The organism is Pseudomonas brassicacearum, from assembly GCF_009601685.2.
Lineage (GTDB): Bacteria > Pseudomonadota > Gammaproteobacteria > Pseudomonadales > Pseudomonadaceae > Aquipseudomonas > Aquipseudomonas kilonensis_B.
In genome coordinates this window covers 2,714,508-2,733,769 of the sequence record NZ_CP045701.2, presented here as the reverse complement: position 1 = coordinate 2,733,769, position 19,262 = coordinate 2,714,508, and the positions used below count along the sequence as shown (strand labels likewise).

General features: G+C 61.6%; 16 protein-coding genes and 3 pseudogenes. 11 read left to right on the top strand and 8 right to left on the bottom strand.

Annotation, left to right across the window (positions count from 1 at the left end; all coding sequences use genetic code 11):
- The first annotated feature begins 17 nt into the window (after nucleotides 1–17).
- A complete protein-coding gene (locus GFU70_RS11880) occupies nucleotides 18–941 on the top strand; it encodes an AraC family transcriptional regulator (RefSeq protein WP_058545394.1) in 924 nt (307 codons plus the stop codon).
- A gap of 3 nt (nucleotides 942–944) precedes the next feature.
- Here the strand turns inward: GFU70_RS11880 and GFU70_RS28725 are convergent, their stop codons facing one another.
- The 3 genes from GFU70_RS28725 to GFU70_RS11865 form a co-directional block, all read right to left on the bottom strand.
- Nucleotides 945–1,097, bottom strand: coding sequence for a hypothetical protein (locus tag GFU70_RS28725; RefSeq protein ID WP_226921116.1), 153 nt, complete (start codon nucleotides 1,095–1,097; stop codon nucleotides 945–947).
- 130 nt (nucleotides 1,098–1,227) lie between these two features.
- Nucleotides 1,228–3,282: a pyridoxamine 5'-phosphate oxidase family protein gene (locus tag GFU70_RS11870; RefSeq protein ID WP_058545395.1), complete on the bottom strand. Its 2,055-nt coding sequence runs from the start codon at nucleotides 3,280–3,282 to the stop codon at nucleotides 1,228–1,230.
- A gap of 199 nt (nucleotides 3,283–3,481) precedes the next feature.
- Nucleotides 3,482–5,089 (bottom strand): hybrid sensor histidine kinase/response regulator, encoded by a 1,608-nt coding sequence (locus GFU70_RS11865; protein ID WP_058545396.1) that lies wholly within the window; start codon nucleotides 5,087–5,089, stop codon nucleotides 3,482–3,484.
- Nucleotides 5,090–5,192: 103 nt separating this feature from the next.
- Between GFU70_RS11865 and GFU70_RS11860 the strand changes: the two genes are divergently transcribed.
- The 3 genes from GFU70_RS11860 (at nucleotide 5,193) to GFU70_RS11850 (ending at nucleotide 8,387) form a co-directional block, all read left to right on the top strand.
- Nucleotides 5,193–5,831 carry a response regulator gene (locus GFU70_RS11860; protein WP_058545397.1) on the top strand — a complete coding sequence of 213 codons (639 nt, stop codon included), beginning with the start codon at nucleotides 5,193–5,195 and terminating at the stop codon, nucleotides 5,829–5,831.
- Between the two features lie 315 nt (nucleotides 5,832–6,146).
- Nucleotides 6,147–6,644, top strand: coding sequence for a hypothetical protein (locus GFU70_RS11855; RefSeq protein WP_081264405.1), 498 nt, complete (start codon nucleotides 6,147–6,149; stop codon nucleotides 6,642–6,644).
- A gap of 105 nt (nucleotides 6,645–6,749) precedes the next feature.
- Complete coding sequence (locus GFU70_RS11850; RefSeq protein WP_153388091.1) at nucleotides 6,750–8,387, top strand: hybrid sensor histidine kinase/response regulator; 1,638 nt, start codon at nucleotides 6,750–6,752, stop codon at nucleotides 8,385–8,387.
- Here the strand turns inward: GFU70_RS11850 and GFU70_RS29100 are convergent.
- The 3 genes and pseudogenes from GFU70_RS29100 to GFU70_RS11840 all read right to left on the bottom strand — a co-directional run.
- A pseudogene (locus tag GFU70_RS29100) lies at nucleotides 8,368–8,841 on the bottom strand (methyl-accepting chemotaxis protein); the annotation flags it as partial. The gene GFU70_RS11850 and the pseudogene GFU70_RS29100 overlap by 20 nt on opposite strands.
- Nucleotides 8,842–8,955: 114 nt before the next feature.
- Nucleotides 8,956–9,633, bottom strand: a pseudogene (locus GFU70_RS29095) (PAS domain-containing protein); the annotation flags it as partial.
- Nucleotides 9,634–9,807: 174 nt separating this feature from the next.
- Nucleotides 9,808–10,713 (bottom strand): transcriptional regulator GcvA, encoded by a 906-nt coding sequence (locus GFU70_RS11840; protein WP_153388090.1) that lies wholly within the window; start codon nucleotides 10,711–10,713, stop codon nucleotides 9,808–9,810.
- 113 nt (nucleotides 10,714–10,826) lie between these two features.
- On the opposite strand from GFU70_RS11840, the gene gstA reads away from it, so the two are divergent.
- The 3 genes from gstA (at nucleotide 10,827) to GFU70_RS11825 (ending at nucleotide 13,494) form a co-directional block, all read left to right on the top strand.
- Nucleotides 10,827–11,444, top strand: a complete 618-nt coding sequence (gene gstA / locus GFU70_RS11835) for a glutathione transferase GstA (protein WP_153388089.1) — start codon at nucleotides 10,827–10,829, stop codon at nucleotides 11,442–11,444.
- A 223-nt stretch (nucleotides 11,445–11,667) separates the two neighbouring features.
- Nucleotides 11,668–12,459, top strand: coding sequence for an AraC family transcriptional regulator (locus tag GFU70_RS11830; protein WP_058545402.1), 792 nt, complete (start codon nucleotides 11,668–11,670; stop codon nucleotides 12,457–12,459).
- Between the two features lie 75 nt (nucleotides 12,460–12,534).
- A complete protein-coding gene (locus GFU70_RS11825) occupies nucleotides 12,535–13,494 on the top strand; it encodes a quinone oxidoreductase family protein (protein ID WP_058545403.1) in 960 nt (319 codons plus the stop codon).
- A gap of 16 nt (nucleotides 13,495–13,510) precedes the next feature.
- On the opposite strand, the pseudogene GFU70_RS28720 reads toward GFU70_RS11825, so the two are convergent.
- Nucleotides 13,511–13,609: pseudogene (locus tag GFU70_RS28720) on the bottom strand (ABC transporter substrate-binding protein); the annotation flags it as partial.
- Nucleotides 13,610–13,618: 9 nt separating this feature from the next.
- Entirely contained in the window at nucleotides 13,619–14,575 is a 957-nt protein-coding gene (locus tag GFU70_RS11820; RefSeq protein ID WP_116642427.1) for a threonine dehydratase, read from the bottom strand.
- A 92-nt stretch (nucleotides 14,576–14,667) separates the two neighbouring features.
- Between GFU70_RS11820 and GFU70_RS11815 the strand changes: the two genes are divergently transcribed.
- The 4 genes from GFU70_RS11815 (at nucleotide 14,668) to GFU70_RS11800 (ending at nucleotide 19,259) form a co-directional block, all read left to right on the top strand.
- The gene (locus GFU70_RS11815; protein WP_058545405.1) at nucleotides 14,668–15,483 is read left to right on the top strand and encodes a helix-turn-helix transcriptional regulator; all 816 of its coding nucleotides are present in this window, start codon (nucleotides 14,668–14,670) and stop codon (nucleotides 15,481–15,483) included.
- Nucleotides 15,484–15,727: 244 nt separating this feature from the next.
- The gene (locus tag GFU70_RS11810; protein ID WP_058545406.1) at nucleotides 15,728–17,602 is read left to right on the top strand and encodes a 3-dehydroquinate synthase; all 1,875 of its coding nucleotides are present in this window, start codon (nucleotides 15,728–15,730) and stop codon (nucleotides 17,600–17,602) included.
- A complete protein-coding gene (locus GFU70_RS11805) occupies nucleotides 17,599–18,489 on the top strand; it encodes a UbiA family prenyltransferase (RefSeq protein ID WP_058545407.1) in 891 nt (296 codons plus the stop codon). Before GFU70_RS11810 ends, GFU70_RS11805 begins: the two co-directional genes overlap by 4 nt.
- On the top strand, nucleotides 18,486–19,259 hold the full coding sequence (locus GFU70_RS11800) for an EboA domain-containing protein (RefSeq protein ID WP_153388088.1): 774 nt from the start codon (nucleotides 18,486–18,488) through the stop codon (nucleotides 19,257–19,259). The genes GFU70_RS11805 and GFU70_RS11800 overlap by 4 nt, the downstream gene beginning before the upstream one ends.
- Nucleotides 19,260–19,262 lie beyond the last annotated feature (3 nt).

Genomic DNA, 19,262 nt, shown 5'->3' with positions numbered 1-19,262 from the left:
TTTGGCGAAACGCTCAAATGAATGCGATCGATAAACTCATCAGCCTGGCCAACGTGCGCGGCAGCCTGGACCTGCGCTGTCAGTTCCAGGGTGACTGGGCCCTGGATCACGGGCAGCAAGCCCTGGGCATAGCGCCCTATCACATCGTGCTGGCCGGTGAATGCCGTGTCGAGCTTGCCGATGGGCAGCGCTTGCCCATGCGCGCCGGTGACATCCTGCTGTTGCCGCGAGGCGCGCCCCACCTCATGCACAGCCCTGGCAAAACAGTGACGCCGACCTCCCCCCGAGTTGTGACCGGGGGCACCTTGCCGATTCATCGCATTGGCGGCGCCAGCGCGGAGCTGGACATGCTTTGCGGGGGCTTTCATTTCAACCGGGCTTCGTTGCTGTTCGGTGCCTTGCCCGAATACCTGGTGATTCCCAGCGGCGCATTACCGGCCAATGGACCGTTACCGGCGCTGGTGGCGGTCATGCGCGCAGAAGCGGATGGGGACAAGGTCGGCGCGCGCTTCTTGCTCGATGCCCTGTCCCAGGCGCTGTTCACCCTGATCCTGCGTGCACACCTGGCCAGCCAGGGTCAGGACAGCGGCTCGCTGGCCCTGCTCGGCGATAAACGCCTGGGCCGGGCCTGGCAGGCGATGCTGGCGGACCCTGCGCACGAGTGGACCATCCAAGGCCTGGCGGACATCGCGAGCATGTCCCGGGCCAACTTCATGCGCGCATTCGTCAAGGTGGCCGGCGTCTCGCCGTGGGTGTTGTTGACGCAAGTACGCATGGAGTTGGCCTTCAGCCTGCTCAGCCACTCACACTTGGGGCTGAGCGATATTGCCGTACAGGTTGGCTACCAATCCCAGGCCGCGTTCAGCAAGAAATTCAAGGAGCTCTACGGCGAGGCGCCAGGACGCGTGCGCCGCGGGATGCTGGGCCCAAGCGCGAGCTGATATTCAAGAAACATCCGCTCGCAGGGCCGGGTGCTCGCGCAGGCGCTCGACGATGTAGTCCGAGCGTTGGCAGGCCAACAGCGAGAGCATCAGCTCGACACGATGGGCGTGCCCCGACAGCGGGTGGAGATAAAGTTCGAGCGCTTTCTCAGACATGACGTACTCCATGTTTTTTTGGCCCGAAGCGGTGATCGCGTCGATGGCGCTATCCTCTGCTCCTGTCCCGGACAGCGGAATAACCCGCTTTTACAAGCCACCCTTTCACCTGGTGAAACAGCCAGGCCGCCTAAACCTCAAGCACCAACGGCTCGCTCCCCTGGGCCGGTACGGCGCAACAGATCAGCACCTCACCTTCACCAACCGGTTCGGCCGGCAGGCTCAGGTAGTGCACCTGACCGCGGCTCAAGCGGGTTTTGCAGGTTCCACAGGAACCGCCGCGGCAACTGAATTCCGGGTTCAGGCCGCGCGCTTCGGCCAGTTCCAGCAGCGTCCCACTGCCGGGCTCCCAACGTGCCTCCTTGCCAGAGCTGGCGAACAAGACCTTCACCGCTTCACTCGCAACCGGCACTTGCTGGGGCGCTGGCATGCTGACTTCGAGATCCCGCACAAGTGTGGAGGGGCCGAAGGTTTCCGCGTGGATGCGATCGTCAGGGATGCGCAGCTTGCGCAGCCCGTCGTACAGCGCCTGGGTAAAGCTGCCCGGCCCGCACAAATAGAAGTCGTAGTCGTTGAGCGGCAGCAGTTTCTTGAGCAGCTCCACATCGATCCGGCCCGCCAGGTCATAGCCTTCGGCGTCCTCTCTCTCGGTGGGCGGTTGGCTGACCATGCGCACAACCTTGAGCTTGTCGCCAGCACGGGCGGCCAGTTCGTCGATTTCGTCACGGAACGCCAGATCGGCCACCGAGCGAGCGCTTTGCACCAGCCAGACCGGGCGCATGCGGCTGATACGTTGCCCCTGGTAAACCACCTCGCGCAGCATCGACAACAGCGGCGTAATGCCCACCCCTGCGGCCAACAAGACCAATGGGCGTCGCTCGGTGGCCTGGACGGTGAAATGGCCCTGAGGCGCCCGCGCCTCGATCTCGTGCAGCGCTTGCACTTGATCATGCAGATGGGACGACACCGAGCCATCGCGCTTGACGCTGATGCGCAAGAAATCATCCGACGGCGCACTGGATACGCTGTAGGTCCGGATCGATGGTGCGTTCTGCCCTTCCAGCAGGATCCGCACCGGCAAATGTTGCCCGGCTTCAAACCGGGGCAAACCCAAGCCATCGCTCGCCTGCAAGTAGAACGAGCGAATGTTGTGGCTCTCATCCACCACCCGCGCGACCCGCAACGCACGCCAGCGGCTACGCAGCGCCTCGGCCTGCAAGCGCTCGGCGGCCTGCTCCCAACTGCCGGTCATCAATGAATTGGGCGAGTCGCCTTCGTCCTGGTCCGTCCAGCGCAGCGCAATGGCGGCTGGGCGATAAACGATGCGTTGCGGGATAAAGCGCAACAGCCGCTCGGCGCCTTGGAACGCGCTGATCTCGGGATCGTCCAGCAGCACTTGCGCCGAGCCACTCATTTGCAGCAGATCGCCCGTCTGGAAATCGACGAACACCAGCCCGGCCCGTGGGTTGAGCAGGATGTTGCCCAGCGTGTTGAAGAACAGGTTGCCGGAAAAGTCCGGAATGGTCAGCGATCCGTCTTCATCCATGCGCACAAACCCCGGCTTGCCGCCACGGTGAGACGCATCGACCTGCCGCTCGCCATCGCGCACCACATAGGTGGCGATATAGAACGAGTCGGCCGCCGTCACCAGGCGCCGCACCAGCGGGTCTGACACGGTCAGTTGACGCGGCGCCACGGCCTGCGCGTCGACAAAGTGATACTGGCGCAGGTTGATGTAGCGAGGGCAGTTGCCATACGCCTGGCTCACTGAAATCTCGAGCCCCGGGGCAAGCTGACGACGTACGACACCGTTCATGCGGTTGCGCCGGCGGGTGTGCAACTCGATGCCCAGCATCCCGATGGCATCGCCCTCGCCCATGCCCTCCTGGGCCGGGTCGTTCGGCTCAGGCGCAAGGTTGATGTGCAGGGTCTGCGGATCGGGCGAGTTCATGAAGCCCGGTTGCCCAGCGCGCAGGGTCGCCCAGACGTCGCCTTGCCGATTCACCGCCCCCAGCACCACGAAAGGCAACTGGGCATAGAACTCCCGGTGCTGGTCCGGCATCCACGTGCGCGCCAATTGCCGTTGACCGACACTGGCCATCATGTCGACTGCCCCGACGGAGCGCTGCAAGGCCAGCTCTCCTTCGTGCCAGGGCGAGGTTTTTGCTTGCAAGGCTTCGTCCATCAGCTACTCCTCGCGCTCGCAGCATGAACGCCTGCGCCAGTGCGCTTCGGTTTGGGATTCTCCGCCATCGTTTGCACGGTTGTGCAAGTGGCTGGGGTCATCTTCTGCCCAAAGCGGCGGCGCAGGAATACGCACAAACTGCAATCCACCGTTTCATGAAATGGAATGGTGGAAGAACGAGGAATGGCCCGAACAGATGTCAGGTCCTGACGCTGGCAAAGTTCTTGGTCAGCTCGAGCAAGGTCGCCCGCAACTCCGGAGGCCGCACGGGCTTGGCCAGGATCGAAATGTTCATGTGGTGCAGCGCATGGCGAATTCTTTCGATTTCATGGCCGGTCATGATCATGGCGGGGACTTCCCAACCCCGTTGTTCGCGAATCGCGGCGATGCATTCGGAACCGGAGACCTTCGTGCCCAGGTCGAAGTCGGCAATGATGATGTCGCAGTCGCTGGTCACGCCCACCCCGTCGCTGTGGGTTTGCACTTCGCACCCCCACTTCTCCAATAGCGCGGAGGTCGCCATCAGCACGTTGGCGTCATCCTCCACCAGGCACACTCGCAGCCCTTGCAAACGGCTATGGGTGGACACCGGCCTGTCCACCATCGCCCTTGGCGCGACCGTTTCCAGCCCCTGGATCATCGCGCGGGTACCTCTGCCGAGCCGGGAGTCCAGTTGGATGTCCAGATTGATCAGGTGGCTGATTCGCTTGACGATGGACAACCCCAGGCCCAACCCCTCGACGTCTTTGTCACGGACGTGGCGCACCCGATAGAACTCCTTGAACACCTCGGGCAGGTGTTCGGCGGCAATGCCCCGGCCCTTGTCGTAGATGACGATGGCCAGGCCGCTGCCTTTCGGCCGCACGCCGATCAACACCGGTTGGCCGGAGGCATATTTGAGTGTGTTGGAGACCAGGTTCTGCACCATGGTCGCCAACAGGCCGGCGTTGACATTGACCCAATGCCGGCAAGGCCGCAGGCGCAACTCGACACCGGCCCAGCGCGCCGCTTCGGTGTTCTGCTTGACCACGTCCTGCAGCAACGCGCCCAAGTGTACGGGCTCGGCCTGCGGCTCAAGCTGCCCGTTATCGAGGGTGTAGATATCGAGGATGGAACGAAACAGCTGCGAGACGATGTGCAACGAGCGGTCGATGTTGTCCACCAGTCGCAACTCTTCCTGGCCCAACCGGGCATCGCGCAGGCAGGCGGTGAACAAGCCGATCGAGTGGATCGGTTGGCGCAGGTCATGGCTGGCCTGGGCCAGGAAGCGGGATTTCTCCTGGTTCGCGGCAATCGCCTCCTCCGAAGCGATGCGGGTTCGGGTCAGCAGGATATGCGCGTAGGCAGGTACCACGATGGTGGTGACGATCAGCATCAGGAACAGGTAGGGCTGGCCACGCCAGAACGGCGTGAGCAGGAAAATCACCACCAGGGTCGACAGCGCGATAACGGTTGCCAGCGCCAGGTAGCGCGAGCCGAAGCGCATGCCATTGCCCAGCGTGACCCAGAGCAATGCAGCGTAGACCGGTAGCGTGCCTTCTCCACCCACGATCAAGGCGAAGGCGAGGCTTGCATAGTCGAGGGTCATGGCAAAAAGACGACGCAGGAAGAAGTGCCCGGGCCAGCGCTTGATCGCCATGCGCAGCGGGACCGCGACGCCGAAGAAAAAGGCCATGTACCACAGGATCGGTACATAGGTATCGAAGTCACTGGCCAGACAGGCCACCACAATGACGTAGAGTGAAGCGCAGGCCCCGACCGTCAATCTCAAGGTAGCCTGATCAAGCTCGCTATTCTTTTCCGTCATAGTCACTGGATTATTCCAACATGAAAGGTTGTTTCAAACTTGAAACCCAAGGGGGCAGTTTAGGTTACGATTCGTGAACTGGAAGATCAGAAGGATCTGAAGCATGACGTGCAGAGTTATTGTGGCAGATGACCATCCCTTGTTTCGTGAAGGTATGTTGAGAACCATCGAACGGCTTCTGCCGAAGGCCACCATAGAACAAGCTGGCAACCTGGATGAAGTATTGGCGCTGGCACGTTCAGGGATGGAAGTGGACTCGCTGATACTCGACTTGCGCTTTCCCGGGATCAAATCGCTGCAAGTGATCGGCCAGTTGCGCAGTGAGTTCAAACGCACCTCGATCATCGTGGTTTCAATGATGGATGATGTCGATGTTATTTCCCAGGTGATGGCGCTGGGTGCCGACGGCTTCATCGGCAAGAATATCGACCCCGCCGGTATTGCCGAGGCCATCATGGCAATACGCGAAGGCGAAGTGGTGGTGAAGTATCAAGCCGAAAACGCGATCCTGGACGATGCACTTTCCCAACTGACCGCGCGCCAACGGCAAGTGCTTGGCTTGATCGCCGCCGGCAAGACCAACAAGGAGATAGCCAGGGACCTGGGCATTTCCCCGTTCACGGTGCGCATCCATGTCTCAAGCCTGCTCAAATCCCTGGGTGTGCCCACTCGCGCCGCGGCTGCGGCGCAGTTTTCCAACTTCCCAGGCAATGGTGGATGGCCGGGAAAACAAGACAGTTAAATGCACAACAGCCACGAATATTAATTGAGTATTACCCTCCCGGCCCGCTTGCGAAGCCATAGCACACTTGTACTATAGCTTCGCCCAGCACTCTCCCCCTAAGCTGTGGACGCTCCATAAAAAGGCTGTTCAAACAGCCAAACATAAAGAAAGCCAACATGCCGTGCGCCGTGCAGTATCACTGTGCCTATTGAAACGTTATGACATGCGAAGCCTATGAATTTAATAATCGATAGGCGGCGCAATGCTGGGTCAACTTCACCGTCTGCACGGTTGAAATGGAATGGTCCTGACACTAACTCAAGGGAAGTCATCATGTCCTTCAAATATGGAAAAACGCTTAGAAATGGATTAGCGCTGTGCGTGCTGGCGGGGGTACTGAACGGTTGTGCAAACACCGGCGACTTGGGTAACTTGATGAGCACCTTGAATCAGGGCACCAAAAAATACGACGTCTCTTACCTCAAGCAAACGATCATTCCAGGCAAGACGACAAAAGGCCAGATCACTCAAATGTTCGGCGCGCCGACGAATGAAGAACTCAATTCGACGAGCTCCAGCAACGAGTCGAACTGGACTTATGAAAAGACTGATGAGGGCCTGGATAAGTACATGAAACTGGCCCATAAGTACGTATCGACCGAAACGAGCCTGAAGATGTACGAAACCGCGGCACAACTGTCCAAGGCGCAAACCGTGGCCAATGACGTCAGCAGCGTGACCGGCACGAAAACGGGCCAAAGCCAGACGCAAGGTTCGGTATTGACCATCTATTTCGTCGATGACGTCGTGAAGTACTACAGGGTCTACTGACGCAATGGCATCGTCCGTTGGGGACAGCATCGAGCCTGTTCCCAACCTTCACCGAGGCTAGCCGCTACGCTTGGAGGCATCAGAGGTCATGCGGTGCCAAAACCAGTGGAAAAGAACAGTGAACTCGAGCAGGCCACATTACGCCTGACCGTCAGCGCCTGTGCGCTGGTGTATATCGTCATCCTGGCCGGACTCTATCCAGAGAACGCCGCGCGCTACGTGCCCATCATTATCTACATCAGCACGTTCATCTTCGTCTCGGTGTTCCTGCGCATGATCATCAAGCGCTGGCCAGGACACTTCTTCTGGCGGCGCCTTTTCACGATGCTGCATGACTATGCCGGCATCGCATTTGCCATGATCGTGGGTGGAGAAGGCACGCTACCGGTCTACGCTGCATTGCTCTGGGTCACGCTGGGCAATGGCATGCGCTTCGGCTCGCGCTACCTGGCGCTGGCGACCGTTATCGCGCTGTCGTCCCTGGTACTGGTTTTCTGGCTGACCCCGTTCTGGCGTACGCAGCCCTACATGTTCCTGATGTTGATCGTCACCACCATCGTGGTGCCCGCCTATGCGCACATTTTGCTCACGCGCACACGCATTGCCTCCGAAGAAGCCATTTCGGCCAATCAGGAGAAATCGCGATTCCTCGCCCAGGCCAGTCATGACCTGCGCCAGCCAATCCACTCCATCGGTCTGTTCACCGCCTGCCTGCGTGACGCCAGGCTGGGGCTGGAAGAATTGCGGCTGGTGGACAACATCGACCGTTCGCTGCACACCGTGTCGCAGCTATTCCGCTCGATCCTCGATATCTACACCCTCGATCACGGTCAACTGATGCCGAAGGCCGACACCGTACACCTGGGCCAATTGCTGCAGGACGTCGTCAAGCAGAACACCGAGGCGGCCCGTTGGGCCGGCGTCGAGCTGCGTCTGCGCGCATGTCCTTATTGGGTCAACGTCAATCCCGGCTTGCTGACCACGATGGTCCAGAACCTGCTGTCCAACGCCCTCAAATACGCACCCGGCCAACCTGTGCTGATCGGCGTGCGGCGCCAGGGCCAGCGCCTGGCCGTGGTGATCTACGACAAGGGGCGCGGCATCGCCACCGAACATTTGCCCGAGGTGTTCAAGGAGTTCTACCGCGTTCGCCATGCGCGCGACAAGGATGTCGAGGGTCTCGGCCTCGGCCTGTCCATCGTCAAGCGCATCAGCCAGATGCTCGACGTCGATATACACATCCGTTCCAAGGTCGGACAAGGCACCCGGGTGGCGATCAGCGGCCTGGAGCCGGCGGCACCACGCCTCATGATGCCCAAGGTGGTGCCCGTCCAGAATCGCCTGGACGGGTTGCGGGTATGCCTGGTCGAAGACGACGCCAACGTGCTGATGGCGACCTCGGCGCTGCTGGAAAAATGGGGATGCGAGGTTGAGGCCCACAGCGACGGCGAAGGGCTGATCAGCGATTGCGACATCGTCATCGCCGATTTCGACCTGGGTACGAAAGTCTCGGGCGCCGAATGCATTGCCGCGCTACGCGAGCAGCGCGGCTGGCAAGTCCCGGCGCTGGTCATCACCGGGCATGAGATCGCGCGGATACGCCAATCGCTGCAAAGCCTGAATATCTCGGTGCTGGCCAAGCCCGTGCGACCGCCAGAGCTGCGAGCGGTATTGCTTGAATTGGTCAAGCGCATGGATCGCAAGGGCGAGGACCCAGCTCACCTCAACCCACCCAGCCGATAGCCGTCTTGGGAATCACCTCGGATTCGTCGAGCTTGGACGCAAACATGCTCACCGCCTCGAGCGCATCCGTGGTTCCGTTCCTGATTTGCACGATGACCGAGCCGGCCTGGTCTGCCAGGGTTACACCGCGCAATGCGCCTTCATGAGTCACGTTCATGCTGGCGACGGCGTCGCGGGTTTCTGAGAGGATCATGCCGATCATTTCGGCAATCTCCGAGGTGGAGCGACTGGTGCGCCCGGCCAGTTGCCGGACCTCGTCGGCCACCACCGCGAAGCCCCTCCCCTGGTCCCCGGCCCGCGCGGCTTCAATGGCCGCGTTGAGGGCCAGCAGGTTGGTCTGGTCGGCAATGCCGCGAATGGTGTTGACGATGGCCGTGATCTCTTCCGAACGCGCGCCCAGCTGCCCAACCAGACGCGCGGAAGAGCCAATGTTGTCGGCGATCTCGCGCATCTCCTTGGCGGTCTGGTGGATCACCTGAGCGCCCTGTTCAGCCACGCGTTCGGTCTCGGCGGAGATATGGTACGCACGGGAAGCGCCGCGCGAATCCTCTTCGAATTTCTCCACCCGCTCGCTGATGTCACTGGCGAACTTCACAACCTTGCACAACTTGCCTTCGGCGTCGAAGACCGGGTTGTAGCTGGCTTCCAGCCAGACGACTTTGCCGTTTTTGCCGAGGCGCTTGAATTGCCCGCTGAAAAACTCGCCGGCGTTGAGACGGCGCCAGAAATCACTGTATTCGGAGCTGCCGACCAGGCTCGGTTCGCAGAACATCCGGTGATGCTTGCCCTTGATCTCCGCCAACGTGTAATTCATGACATTCATGAAGTTTTCGTTGGCGGTCAGGATGTTGCCGCCCAGGTCGAACTCGATCACTGCCATGGCCCGGTCAAGTGCCGCCAGCCGGGCACGTGTTTCTGCCTCGCTGGCGACCTTGGCGGTGACATCGAGTGCGTACTTGACCACCTTCACGACGCGGCCTTGCTCATCCACTACCGGGTTATAGCTGGCTTCCAGCCACACGTTCTGGCCTTGCGCGCTGCGGCGCTGAAACGTGCCGGAAACGAATTGACCGGCGCGCAACTGGTTCCAGAATTCACGGTATTCGGCGCTGCCCACCAGCGCTGGAGTGCAGAAGTCCCGATGGGACAGGCTGGCCAATTGATCCGCACGGTAGCCCATCGTGGCGAGAAAATTCTCGTTCGCCCGCAGGACCTTGCCATCGGGACTGAACTCGATAACAGCCATCGAGCGCTCCAGGGAGCCGACGAGTCCCTTGTATGTTGCCAATTCGGCCGTCCTAGCCGTCAGTTCATTTTTTAGTGTTGTATTAAACATGACGTACCCTCGATGAACCCTGAAAGCAAGCGGACCTCGTTCTTATATCGGCTCGCTGACTGACGGCTGAACGGCACGGTGTAATCATGTTTCGGCGCCAAACCCCGCCGAATCCATCAACCAGGTTCTAAAGGCCTGCACTTTTGGGGTGTCGGCTGTTTCATGCGGGCTCACGAAATAGAAGCCGAGTTCAGATTTCAATCGCAGATCGAAGGGGGCAACCAATCGCCCGGCCTTCAGGTCGTCCTCGACATAAGTTGAACGCCCGATGCAGACCCCCAGGCCGTCAACCGCAGCCTGAACAGCCATCATGGCAAGGTCGAATGTCAACCGGCTGCCTTCGGCCAGTTTTTTCGGTTGGCCGGCGGCACTCAACCAGGCACTCCAGTCATCGTGGGTCACCCCGCTGACCTGCAACAAAGTGTGCTGGGCCAGATCGTGCGGATTCTCCAAGGCTGCCGGACCTTGCAGCAGCCTGGGGCTGCACACCGGAAAGATTTCGTCGGCCATCAGCCAGTCAGCCCGCAACCCCTTCCAGTCGCCGGAACCGTAACGAATGGCCGCATCGACGCCGCCTTTACGAAAGTCCACCCGTTCGGTGGATGCTGTAACGCGCACATCAATGTTGGGATACGCCTGCTGGAAAGACGCCAGTCGCGGCAACAACCATTTGGAGGCAAATGAAACCAGGGTACTGATCGTCAAGACGCTGTTATTGCGGCTCTCCAGCAACGTCTGCGTGCAATAGCGCAACTCATGGAATGCCGCACGAACGCCAGGAAAATAGTCATGGCCTTCATTTGTCAGCGCCAGGCCATCCTTGAGCCGCAGGAACAAGCGCACGCCCAGTTCCTCTTCGAGCCGGCGGATTTGATGGCTGATGGCGGTTTGTGTGACGTTCAGCTCTTCTGCGGCCTTGGTAAAGCTCATGTGCCTGGCGGCTGATTCGAATGCTTTCAGGCCATTGAGGGAGGGTATTCGGGTGGCCATGGAGGTCTGACTTACTCATGAGATTTTGTCATACGCTAGCACCGAAGATGTCCTTTGAAAATGCTCCAGCCCTCGTGGATTCTGGCGGCACGTCCCCCAAGCTTGAGGAAACCATGAAACTGTACTTCGCCCCCATGACCTGCTCATTGTCCCCGCACATCGTGCTGCGGGAATTGGGCCTGCCCTTTGAATTGATTCGGGTCGACAACAAGACCAAGCGAACCGCCGATGGGCTCGACTTCCTGACCATCAACCCCAAGGGCTACGTGGCAGCCTTGGTGCTGGATAATGGTGATGTCCTGACCGAGGGTGCCGCCATCGTCCAGTACCTGGCCGATCTGGTTCCTGCAAATGCACTTGCGCCGGCCAGCGGCACCTGGGAGCGGGTCCGCCTGCAGGAATGGTTGAACTTCATCACATCCGAGATCCACAGCGGATGTGCGCCGCTGTTCAACGCCGATATTGCAGAGCCGACCAAGGCCATCTTCAGGGCAAAACTGTTCAGGCGCCTGGATTACCTCAGCCAGGCCCTTGAACAACAGGATTACCTGATGGGCACCTTTGGCCTGGCCGACGGCTACTTGTTCACCGTCTTGAACTGGCTGCCGTTGTTCAATATCCAGATCAGCGACTGGCCGGCACTGGCGGCGTTCATGGCGCGAATCGCCGCACGCCCCAGCGTCCGGGCGGCCATGGCTGCGGAAGCGGCATCCACTCTCAGTGCGATCTGACCCACCGCTATCGCGAGCAGGCTCTCACAGTTTTGGTTCGGGTGTCAGCAGATCGGATACCCACCGCTCCCACAGTTCTGCTTCGGGTGTTCACACAATTGATGCCCAGCGCCAATCCCTGTGGGAGCGAGCCTGCTCGCGATAGCGGCGGCACAGCCACGCCAGGCCCCTCCTCCCCGCGCACTTGTGCTAAAAAGCACCGTTATCGTTCTGAGTTCCGGTCATGGCCCTTGCTTCACCTCCCGATCTGACGGACACGACGCATCTTGTTCAACCGCTTTCCCGCACCTACCCACCCGGGACGTTGATCGCGCCTCATCATCATGAATGGGGCCAGCTTCTCTATGCCCAAAGTGGCCTCATGTGGGTCGATACACCCGGTGCTGCGCTGCTGGTCCCGCCGCAGCGCGCGGTGTGGCTGCCGCCGCGGGTCACACACGGGATCCGCGTGGTTTCGCCCTTGGAGATGCGCAATCTCTATTTGCGCGTCGAACTGGCCATGAGCGTGGGGCTTGAGCTGCAAGTGCTCGAGGTCAGCAAGCTGCTGCGCGAGCTGATCATCCGTCGAGTGGCGCTGGGTAATCGCCCTGATCCTGCGTTGCGTGATGCCTTGGATAACCTGCTGGTGCTGGAACTTCGCCAACTGCGCTCGGCGGTGCTCAAGGTGCCCATGCCTGCCGGCGGGGATCGACGCTTGCGCAACTTGTGCGAGACGGTGCTCGAGGTCCCCGGACTGGCCATGTCCTTTGAGCAGCACGCCGAGTCGGTGGGGGCCAGCACCCGCACTCTGGCCCGGTTGTTCCATGCCGAGCTTGGCCTGACGTTCACCGAATGGCGACGCCAAGTGCAACTGGCCCACGCAGTCGCCGCACTCCTGGAAGGCGACTCGGTGGGGACGATAGCGACGCGGTTGGGCTATACGCTAAGCAGTTTCAGCGAGATGTTCCGCCGCTCCCTGGGCGTTGCACCGTCGGCGTATAAAAACGCGATGGCATCAAGGGGTTTTGTCCGATAGACGAAACTCTCTGGCGGGTTCGCTATCGGCCCGAACGCTATCCTCGATGCACATTTCGTCGAGGAGTATTGCAGCTTGAAAGCCCTACAGTTTTCCGCCACCGGCAGCTTGGACCACCTCTGCCTCGTTGACTTGCCGACACCCGTCCCGGGCCCCGACGAGGTCCTGATCCGGGTCAAGGCGGCCGGGCTCAACCCCAGCGATGTTAAAAATGTCGAGGGCCGCTTTCCCTACACCACCTTGCCCCGAGTGCCCGGCCGTGATTTCGCCGGGGTGGTTGAGCAAGGCCCGGCACATCTGCTCGGCAAAGCGGTCTGGGGAACCGGCAAGGGCCCAGGCTTCCTGCGTGACGGCTCCCATGCGCAATACCTCACGGTTCCGGCAAGTGGCGTGGCCCTGAAGCCTGAGCGTTTGTCCTTCGTCCAAGCAGCGGCTATCGGCGTGCCTTTTACCACCGCCTACGATGCCGTTGAACGATCCCACGTGCAGCGCGACACGACGTTTTTAGTGATTGGCGCCAATGGCGCGGTAGGCAGCGCAGCGCTGGCCCTGGCGAAGGCCCGCGGTGCACGCGTGCTTGCGGCGGTACGGCGACCGGAGCGGGTCGCCGAGCTGCAAGCCAAAGGCTACGACGTCATCGTGACCAGTGCGCCCGGCAGCCTGGCAGAGCAGGTCAACGCGGTGTTTCCGGGTGGAGCGCAGGTCATCTTCGACACCACTGGCTTCTGGCTGCAAGAGGCCGTATCGGCATTGGCCAACTTCGGTCGCATTGCGTTCATTGCAGCCCCGCCCGATGGGATGGTGCACTTCCCCGCCCTGGCGCTCTATCGCAAAGGCGGCATCTTGATCGGCGTGAATTCGCTGCTTTACGACAACACCGATTGCGCCCGGATGCTTGAAGAGTTTGGCCAACACTTCGAGGCAGGCGTCATCGACGCTCCCACGGATATCCTTGAAATCCCCCTGGTGGACGGCAAGGCCCAGTACGCGCTGATCGCCCAGGGCAGCAGCGCAAAAGCCGTACTGGTGCCCTGACCCAGAATGGCTCGGTTTATTCGCTCAAGGCCTGACTGAAGGACGTATCGATAATCCCGGAAGTGGCCAGCGGCGCCGGCAGCGCCTTGGCCTTGAACAGGAAGTCCGCCGTGCTTTATCGGCATCAGCCAATCAGATTCGCATACACCGGCTGGTCGATATTCCCACCGGACAGAATCACCGCTACCCGTTTGCCCCGCATCGTTTCACGCTCCTGCATGAGCGCTGCCAAGGCGGCGGCGCCGGCACCCTCGGCGAGGTTGTGGGTGTCGGTGTAATACGCCCGCATGGCTCCGGCAATTTCAGCGTCGCTGACCGCTACGATTCGCGCCGCCGCGGCCCCGTAGATGGCAAAGGCCTCGGGAATGGGTCTGCGCACGGCCAGACCGTCGGCAAAGGTATTGGCCGAATCGGTCTCGCAGAGGGTGCCCGTTTCAAACGACAACTTCGCTGCCACGGCCTCGGTGGACACCACGCCCACCACCTGGGTCTTCAAGCCCAAGGCATCGCGGGCGGCGATGACCGCGCAGATCCCCGAGCCACAGCCTATCGGCACATAGACGGTGTCCAGGTCCGGCACCGCGTTGAACAGCTCAAGCCCGTAGGTCGCCACGCCCTTGACCAACTCGGGATGGAACGGCGGCACCAGGTACAGGCCATGCACCTGGGCCAGGCGTGCAGCCTCTTCACGGGCCTCATCGAAATCGCGGCCATACTCGACCACCTCGCCACCAAAGCCACGCATGGCGTTGTTCTTCTCTACCGAGTTACCGTGCGGCACGACGATCAACGCTTTCAAACCCAATGCGCTGGCCGCCAGCGCCAGGCTCTGGCCATGGTTGCCGCGAGTCGCCGTGACGATGCCTTTTGCCTCTGGGTGCTCACGCTTGAGCCAATGCACGAAGGTCAGGCCGCCGCGCACCTTGAAGGCCCCCGTCGGGGTGTGATTCTCGTGCTTGACCCACACCGTGCAACCCAGCCGTTCAGCCAGCAAGGGCCAGGCATACTGGGCGGTGGCGGGCATGACTTGGTAGAGGTGATGGGCAGCTTGCTCGATGTCGTCGCGGGTCAGTGTGTGCATGATGGGCCTCCGGGTTTTGCCCAGTCTAATCAGGGCACCACCGCCAGGCTTTCAGAAAACTGACCTGACTTTCAGGCCCTCTCTTCACTACTATGCTGTTCATGAACCCTCGAAACCGCCAACAGCCGCCCCAGTCCGAACCGGTCCGTCGCATCGAGGCAGGGCCCTGGGCGATCGAATTGCTGCCCGGCTGCGCCTACGCCACCCGCTATGTCGCCACCCAGTCGGCGATCGGCTTTGCCTTCGACAGCCAGCGCGGCGTGCACGCCATCGGTAGCGACCGCATGCAGCCCTTCGAGGCGATCCCCAACGGCCTGGCATTCGTCCCCGCCGAATGCGACGTGTTCTCCGAATCCCCCAGGGGCGGTGAATACCTGCGGGTCGTGCGCACCGACGGTATGGCATTGCCGGGAGAGCATGCGTTCAACAACCGCATTGACCCGCAGGCCATCACCCTCGCGCTGAGAATGCGCAGCGCACTGCTGCGGCCCACCGCAGAGGATGACTGGGAGGCCTGGACGCTCGGACTGGCTGAACGGCTGAAGGCCCCCAAGACATTTTCGGTACACCCCCACGGCTCCATCACGGGCGGGCGAATGCGCCTGCTCGACGAGTTCATCGACGCCGGTCTCGACGGTCCGCTGGGGGTCAAGGAAATGGCCGGGCTGCTTGGCTTGTCCGAAGGGTATTTCATGCGGGCATTCAAGGATGCCACCGGCAAAAGCCCACACAGCTACCTGATCGACCGACGCCTGGCCAAGGCACGGGCGCTGATGCGTGACTCAGCCGCCCGACTGACCGACATTGCGCACAGCTGCGGCTTCAACTCCCAGGCGCACATGACCACGCTGTTCAAGCAACGCCTTGGCGTCAGCCCGGCGCAGCTGCGCGGGTATTCGAGGCCCTGAACGAGCGGGGACAAGCCGCCGTTACAGGTCACCTGAGACGCGAAGTGGCACCCCAGATCAAATTGCCATCAGATGGCCTTGCAAAAACACTCGGGCCGTCTAGATTCAAATCTGTTGCCAACCACATCATCAACCACACCTGAGAGCCCTTCGGGCGAGAGCATCTATTGGCCTAAAACACACACTTGGCGTTGCTTTCAATTACTGACACGGAATCAGTCAATAACAACAAGAGGGATGCTTGATGAAGCATGGCCGTGGGTATCGTTCGCTCTCGCAAAAAGGCGCAGCCGGACATTTCTGGCTGTCATTGGTTTGCTTTTCAGCCCTGGTGATCGCCAGCTTCTTGCTGTTCGAACAACAGATCCAGGACTTCCTGACCCATCTCAACCTGTACCTGCCCTCGACGCCCGCGCAGAAACTCAACCTGGCGTTGCTGCTGATCGCCCTGCTGGCGCTGGACGTGGTGCTGCCCGTGCCGTCGAGCATGGTCGCGCTGCTGGCTGTGGCCATGCTCGGCAGCGTAGGGGGTTACCTGGTGATTTTCGTGGGTCTGTGCCTGGGCGCCGGGCTGGGCTATGCACTGGGGGCCGGCTACTTGCGTCTGTTGTCCGGCCGCCTCGGCCTGCATCAACGCCAGCCGGGGCAACTGGCCTACCGATTGGGCACACTGTCGTTGATCTGCCTGCGCGGGGTCCCGGTATTGGCGGAAACCTCGGTCGTCGCCGCCGGTATGCAACGCTACCCACTGCGCGCGTTCATCCTGGTCACCACCCTGGCCAACGCCGGCCTCGCATTGGCCTACAGCGCCATTGGCACCTTTCTCGTCGAGCAGAACGCACTGTTGGTGACGCTGCTCGCCAGCATGGTATTGCCCGGGCTGTTCATCGCCGGGTACAGCCTGTTCAAGAGCCTTCGCCGGCACGACGCGGAACAACCGTTGCACGGGCGCTTCAAGGTCAGCTACGACTACCCGGTGGTGTTCACCGATCATGTGTTCGATCTGCTCAATCCCTGCCTGCACCGCCAACTCATGGCCGGCCACAGGAGCCCCGTCACGGTGTTGATTTTCGCCGATGAACAACTGCTTCGCAGCGCTCCGCACCTGCAGGAACAGATCAACGCCTACTTCGCCAGCCATTTCCCAGACCTGCATCTGCAGGCGCCGCCGATCGCGGTCCCGGCCGGCGAGTCGAGCAAGGAATCACAGGTGTTGCAGCGGCTGTACACCGACATGCTGAAACATGGCTTGGACCGGCACTGCCATGTGCTGGCCCTCGGTGGCGGCGCGGTGCTGGACGCGGTGGGCTACGCCTGTGCCACCTTCCACCGCGGCATTCGCCTGATTCGCATCCCAAGCACCGTGCTCGCCCAGAACGACGCCGGTATCGGTGTGAAAAACGGCATCAACGCCTTCGGCCAGAAGAACTTGCTGGGCGCCTTTTATCCCGCCACCGCGGTCATCAACGACTTTCAATTGCTGACCAGCCTGACCCGGCGCGACCAGATCGCCGGGCTGGCCGAGGCGGTCAAAGTGGCGCTGATCAAGGACCAGGCGTTTTTCCAGTGGATGGAGCAACAGGCCGACGCCCTCGCCCGCTTCGATCATGGGGCCAGTCGCTACGCGATCCGCCGCTGCGCCGAATTGCACCTGGCCCACATCACCGGTGCCGGCGACCCCTTCGAACGCGGTAACGGGCGGCCATTGGACTACGGACACTGGGCCGCCCATAAACTGGAAAACCTCAGTCACCACCGACTGCGCCATGGTGAAGCCGTCGCGGTGGGCATGGCCCTGGATGGACTCTATGCCAATGCCTTGGGGCTGTTGAGCGACAGCGACACCGAGCGGCTGCTGAACCTGCTGCTCAAGCTCGGCTTCTGCCTGAATCCGCCGGAGCTGACCTTGAAAGATGCACGGGGACGCTCGCAGGTTTTGCTGGGGCTGGAGGAGTTCCGCCAGCATTTGGGCGGGCAACTTTCCATCCCCATGCTCAGCCGGATCGGCGAGTCGGTGGACTTGCATGAAATCGATACCGCGCGAATGGAGCAGGCGTTGCAGCGGCTGTCCTCCCAGGTCGATCTTGCGCTCACCCTGAACCAGAGCTGTGCGCAATGAACCAGACGGCACCGAACCTCAAGGCCTGGCTGACGCTCGGCCGCGTGTCCAACCTGCCCACGGTGTGGACCAACACCTTGGCCGCCGCCCTGCTCGCCAGCAGCGCCGGGGCCCTGGCTCCGCCGTCGTCCCTGGTGTGGATCCTGCTGCTGGCGGCGCTGTCGCTGCTGTACCTGGCCGGCATGCTGTTGAACGACCTGTTGGACGCCGACTGGGACCAACAACACCATAATCCTCGCCCCATTACCCTGGGCCTGGTCAGCCGCCAGCACGTACGGCTGGCCACTGCGTTGTTGCTGGTGCTGGCCGCGGCCTCGCTGCTGGGCCTGAGCCGGCTGATCGAGCAGCCGCACTGGCTGCTGGGCAGCGCCACCCTGTTGGTGGGCTGCATCCTCGGTTACAACCTGCTGCACAAGAAATACGCCCACAGCGTCTGGCTGATGGGTGCCTGCCGCTCGGCGCTCTACCTCACCGCAGCGGCCAGTCTGGCGGTGCCACCCGAACCGATCTGGCTCTGCGCCATTTTGCTGGGCGTCTACATCAGCGGCCTGACCTACCTGGCTCGCCAGGAACACCGCAACCAACTGATCAGCCGCCTCCCCCTGCTGCTGATGCTGAGCCCGCTGGCCTTGGCGATCTACGCAGGCAGCGCCTGGTTTTGGCCGGTGCTGCTGTTATGGCTTGGCTGGTTGGGCTGGCATTACTGGCGCAACCTGGCCACCCCTCGGCAACGGCAGGTCCGCGCCTTCATCGGCGCCGGCCTGGCAGCCCTGCCGCTGTTCGATGCCTTGGTGCTGGCCGTGGCTAACCAGCCCTTGGGCAGCCTGTTGTGTGTCCTGGTGTTTTTCCTGCTTCCTCACTTCCAGCGCTGGATCAAACCCACATGAACACGGACGTTACTGCACCGGCCTCGGCGGCTCTCGACATGCGCCACGACTGCCTGAACGAACAACGGCAAAACTTCATTCGTCAGTTCGAAGAAACCGAGCGGCAATGGTGGCGCCAGGCACAGGAGCAACTTGCCCGGCGCCCGGACGCCAACACCGCGGCGTGCTTGAGCAGTCAGTGCAAGCGCCACCTCAAGGAGCGTGCACAGCCCGGCACCGACGGCTGGAGCAACGTCCAGCTGGCGCGGGCGTTGCTGCTGGCCCAGGTGCTGGAGCTGCAGCCCCCTACCGAGCAGGTCCCGCTGCTGCACCAGTTGTTCCTGTGGGGCGACGACCAGGAAAAAGTCGCCACCTTGAAGGCCCTCGACTGGCTCGATAGCCGCGGGGCGTGCGTGGAGCTTGCACGCCAGGCCGGGCGCACCAGCAACAGCCAGGTGTTCGCCGCCCTCGCCCTGGACACCGCCTATCCGTCGCGTCACTACAACGAACAGGCCTTCAACCAGCTGGTGTTGAAAGCGCTGGGCATGGGCCTCGATGTACGACGCCTGATCGGCCTGGCACAACGACAAAGCGTCACCCTCAACCAGTTGGCCCTCGACCTGCTGGACGAACAACTCGCCGCCGAACGAACGGTGTCCGCCGGACTGCCTCACGTGATTGCCTTCGACTTGTTGAGCCCGGCGCAACGTCAGCGCCTGGTCGGCCTGGGCCAGCAACAACGCTTGCCGGCGCAATGGCGCGAGCCCCTGGGCGGCGTTTCGCCGAACTGATGC

Bases quoted from the DNA above. Each gene is read 5' to 3' on its own strand.
- GFU70_RS11865 (WP_058545396.1), bottom strand. From the start codon at position 5,089: ATGACGGAAAAGAATAGCGAGCTTGATCAGGCTACCTTGAGATTGACG.
- GFU70_RS28725 (WP_226921116.1), bottom strand. From the start codon at position 1,097: ATGTCTGAGAAAGCGCTCGAACTTTATCTCCACCCGCTGTCGGGGCAC.
- GFU70_RS11800 (WP_153388088.1), top strand. From the start codon at position 18,486: ATGAACACGGACGTTACTGCACCGGCCTCGGCGGCTCTCGACATGCGC.
- gstA (WP_153388089.1), top strand. From the start codon at position 10,827: ATGAAACTGTACTTCGCCCCCATGACCTGCTCATTGTCCCCGCACATC.
- GFU70_RS11855 (WP_081264405.1), top strand. From the start codon at position 6,147: ATGTCCTTCAAATATGGAAAAACGCTTAGAAATGGATTAGCGCTGTGC.
- GFU70_RS11815 (WP_058545405.1), top strand. From the start codon at position 14,668: ATGCTGTTCATGAACCCTCGAAACCGCCAACAGCCGCCCCAGTCCGAA.
- GFU70_RS11880 (WP_058545394.1), top strand. From the start codon at position 18: ATGAATGCGATCGATAAACTCATCAGCCTGGCCAACGTGCGCGGCAGC.
- GFU70_RS11820 (WP_116642427.1), bottom strand. From the start codon at position 14,575: ATGCACACACTGACCCGCGACGACATCGAGCAAGCTGCCCATCACCTC.
- GFU70_RS11805 (WP_058545407.1), top strand. From the start codon at position 17,599: ATGAACCAGACGGCACCGAACCTCAAGGCCTGGCTGACGCTCGGCCGC.
- GFU70_RS11810 (WP_058545406.1), top strand. From the start codon at position 15,728: ATGAAGCATGGCCGTGGGTATCGTTCGCTCTCGCAAAAAGGCGCAGCC.
- GFU70_RS11870 (WP_058545395.1), bottom strand. From the start codon at position 3,282: ATGGACGAAGCCTTGCAAGCAAAAACCTCGCCCTGGCACGAAGGAGAG.
- GFU70_RS11830 (WP_058545402.1), top strand. From the start codon at position 11,668: ATGGCCCTTGCTTCACCTCCCGATCTGACGGACACGACGCATCTTGTT.
- GFU70_RS11860 (WP_058545397.1), top strand. From the start codon at position 5,193: ATGACGTGCAGAGTTATTGTGGCAGATGACCATCCCTTGTTTCGTGAA.
- GFU70_RS11840 (WP_153388090.1), bottom strand. From the start codon at position 10,713: ATGGCCACCCGAATACCCTCCCTCAATGGCCTGAAAGCATTCGAATCA.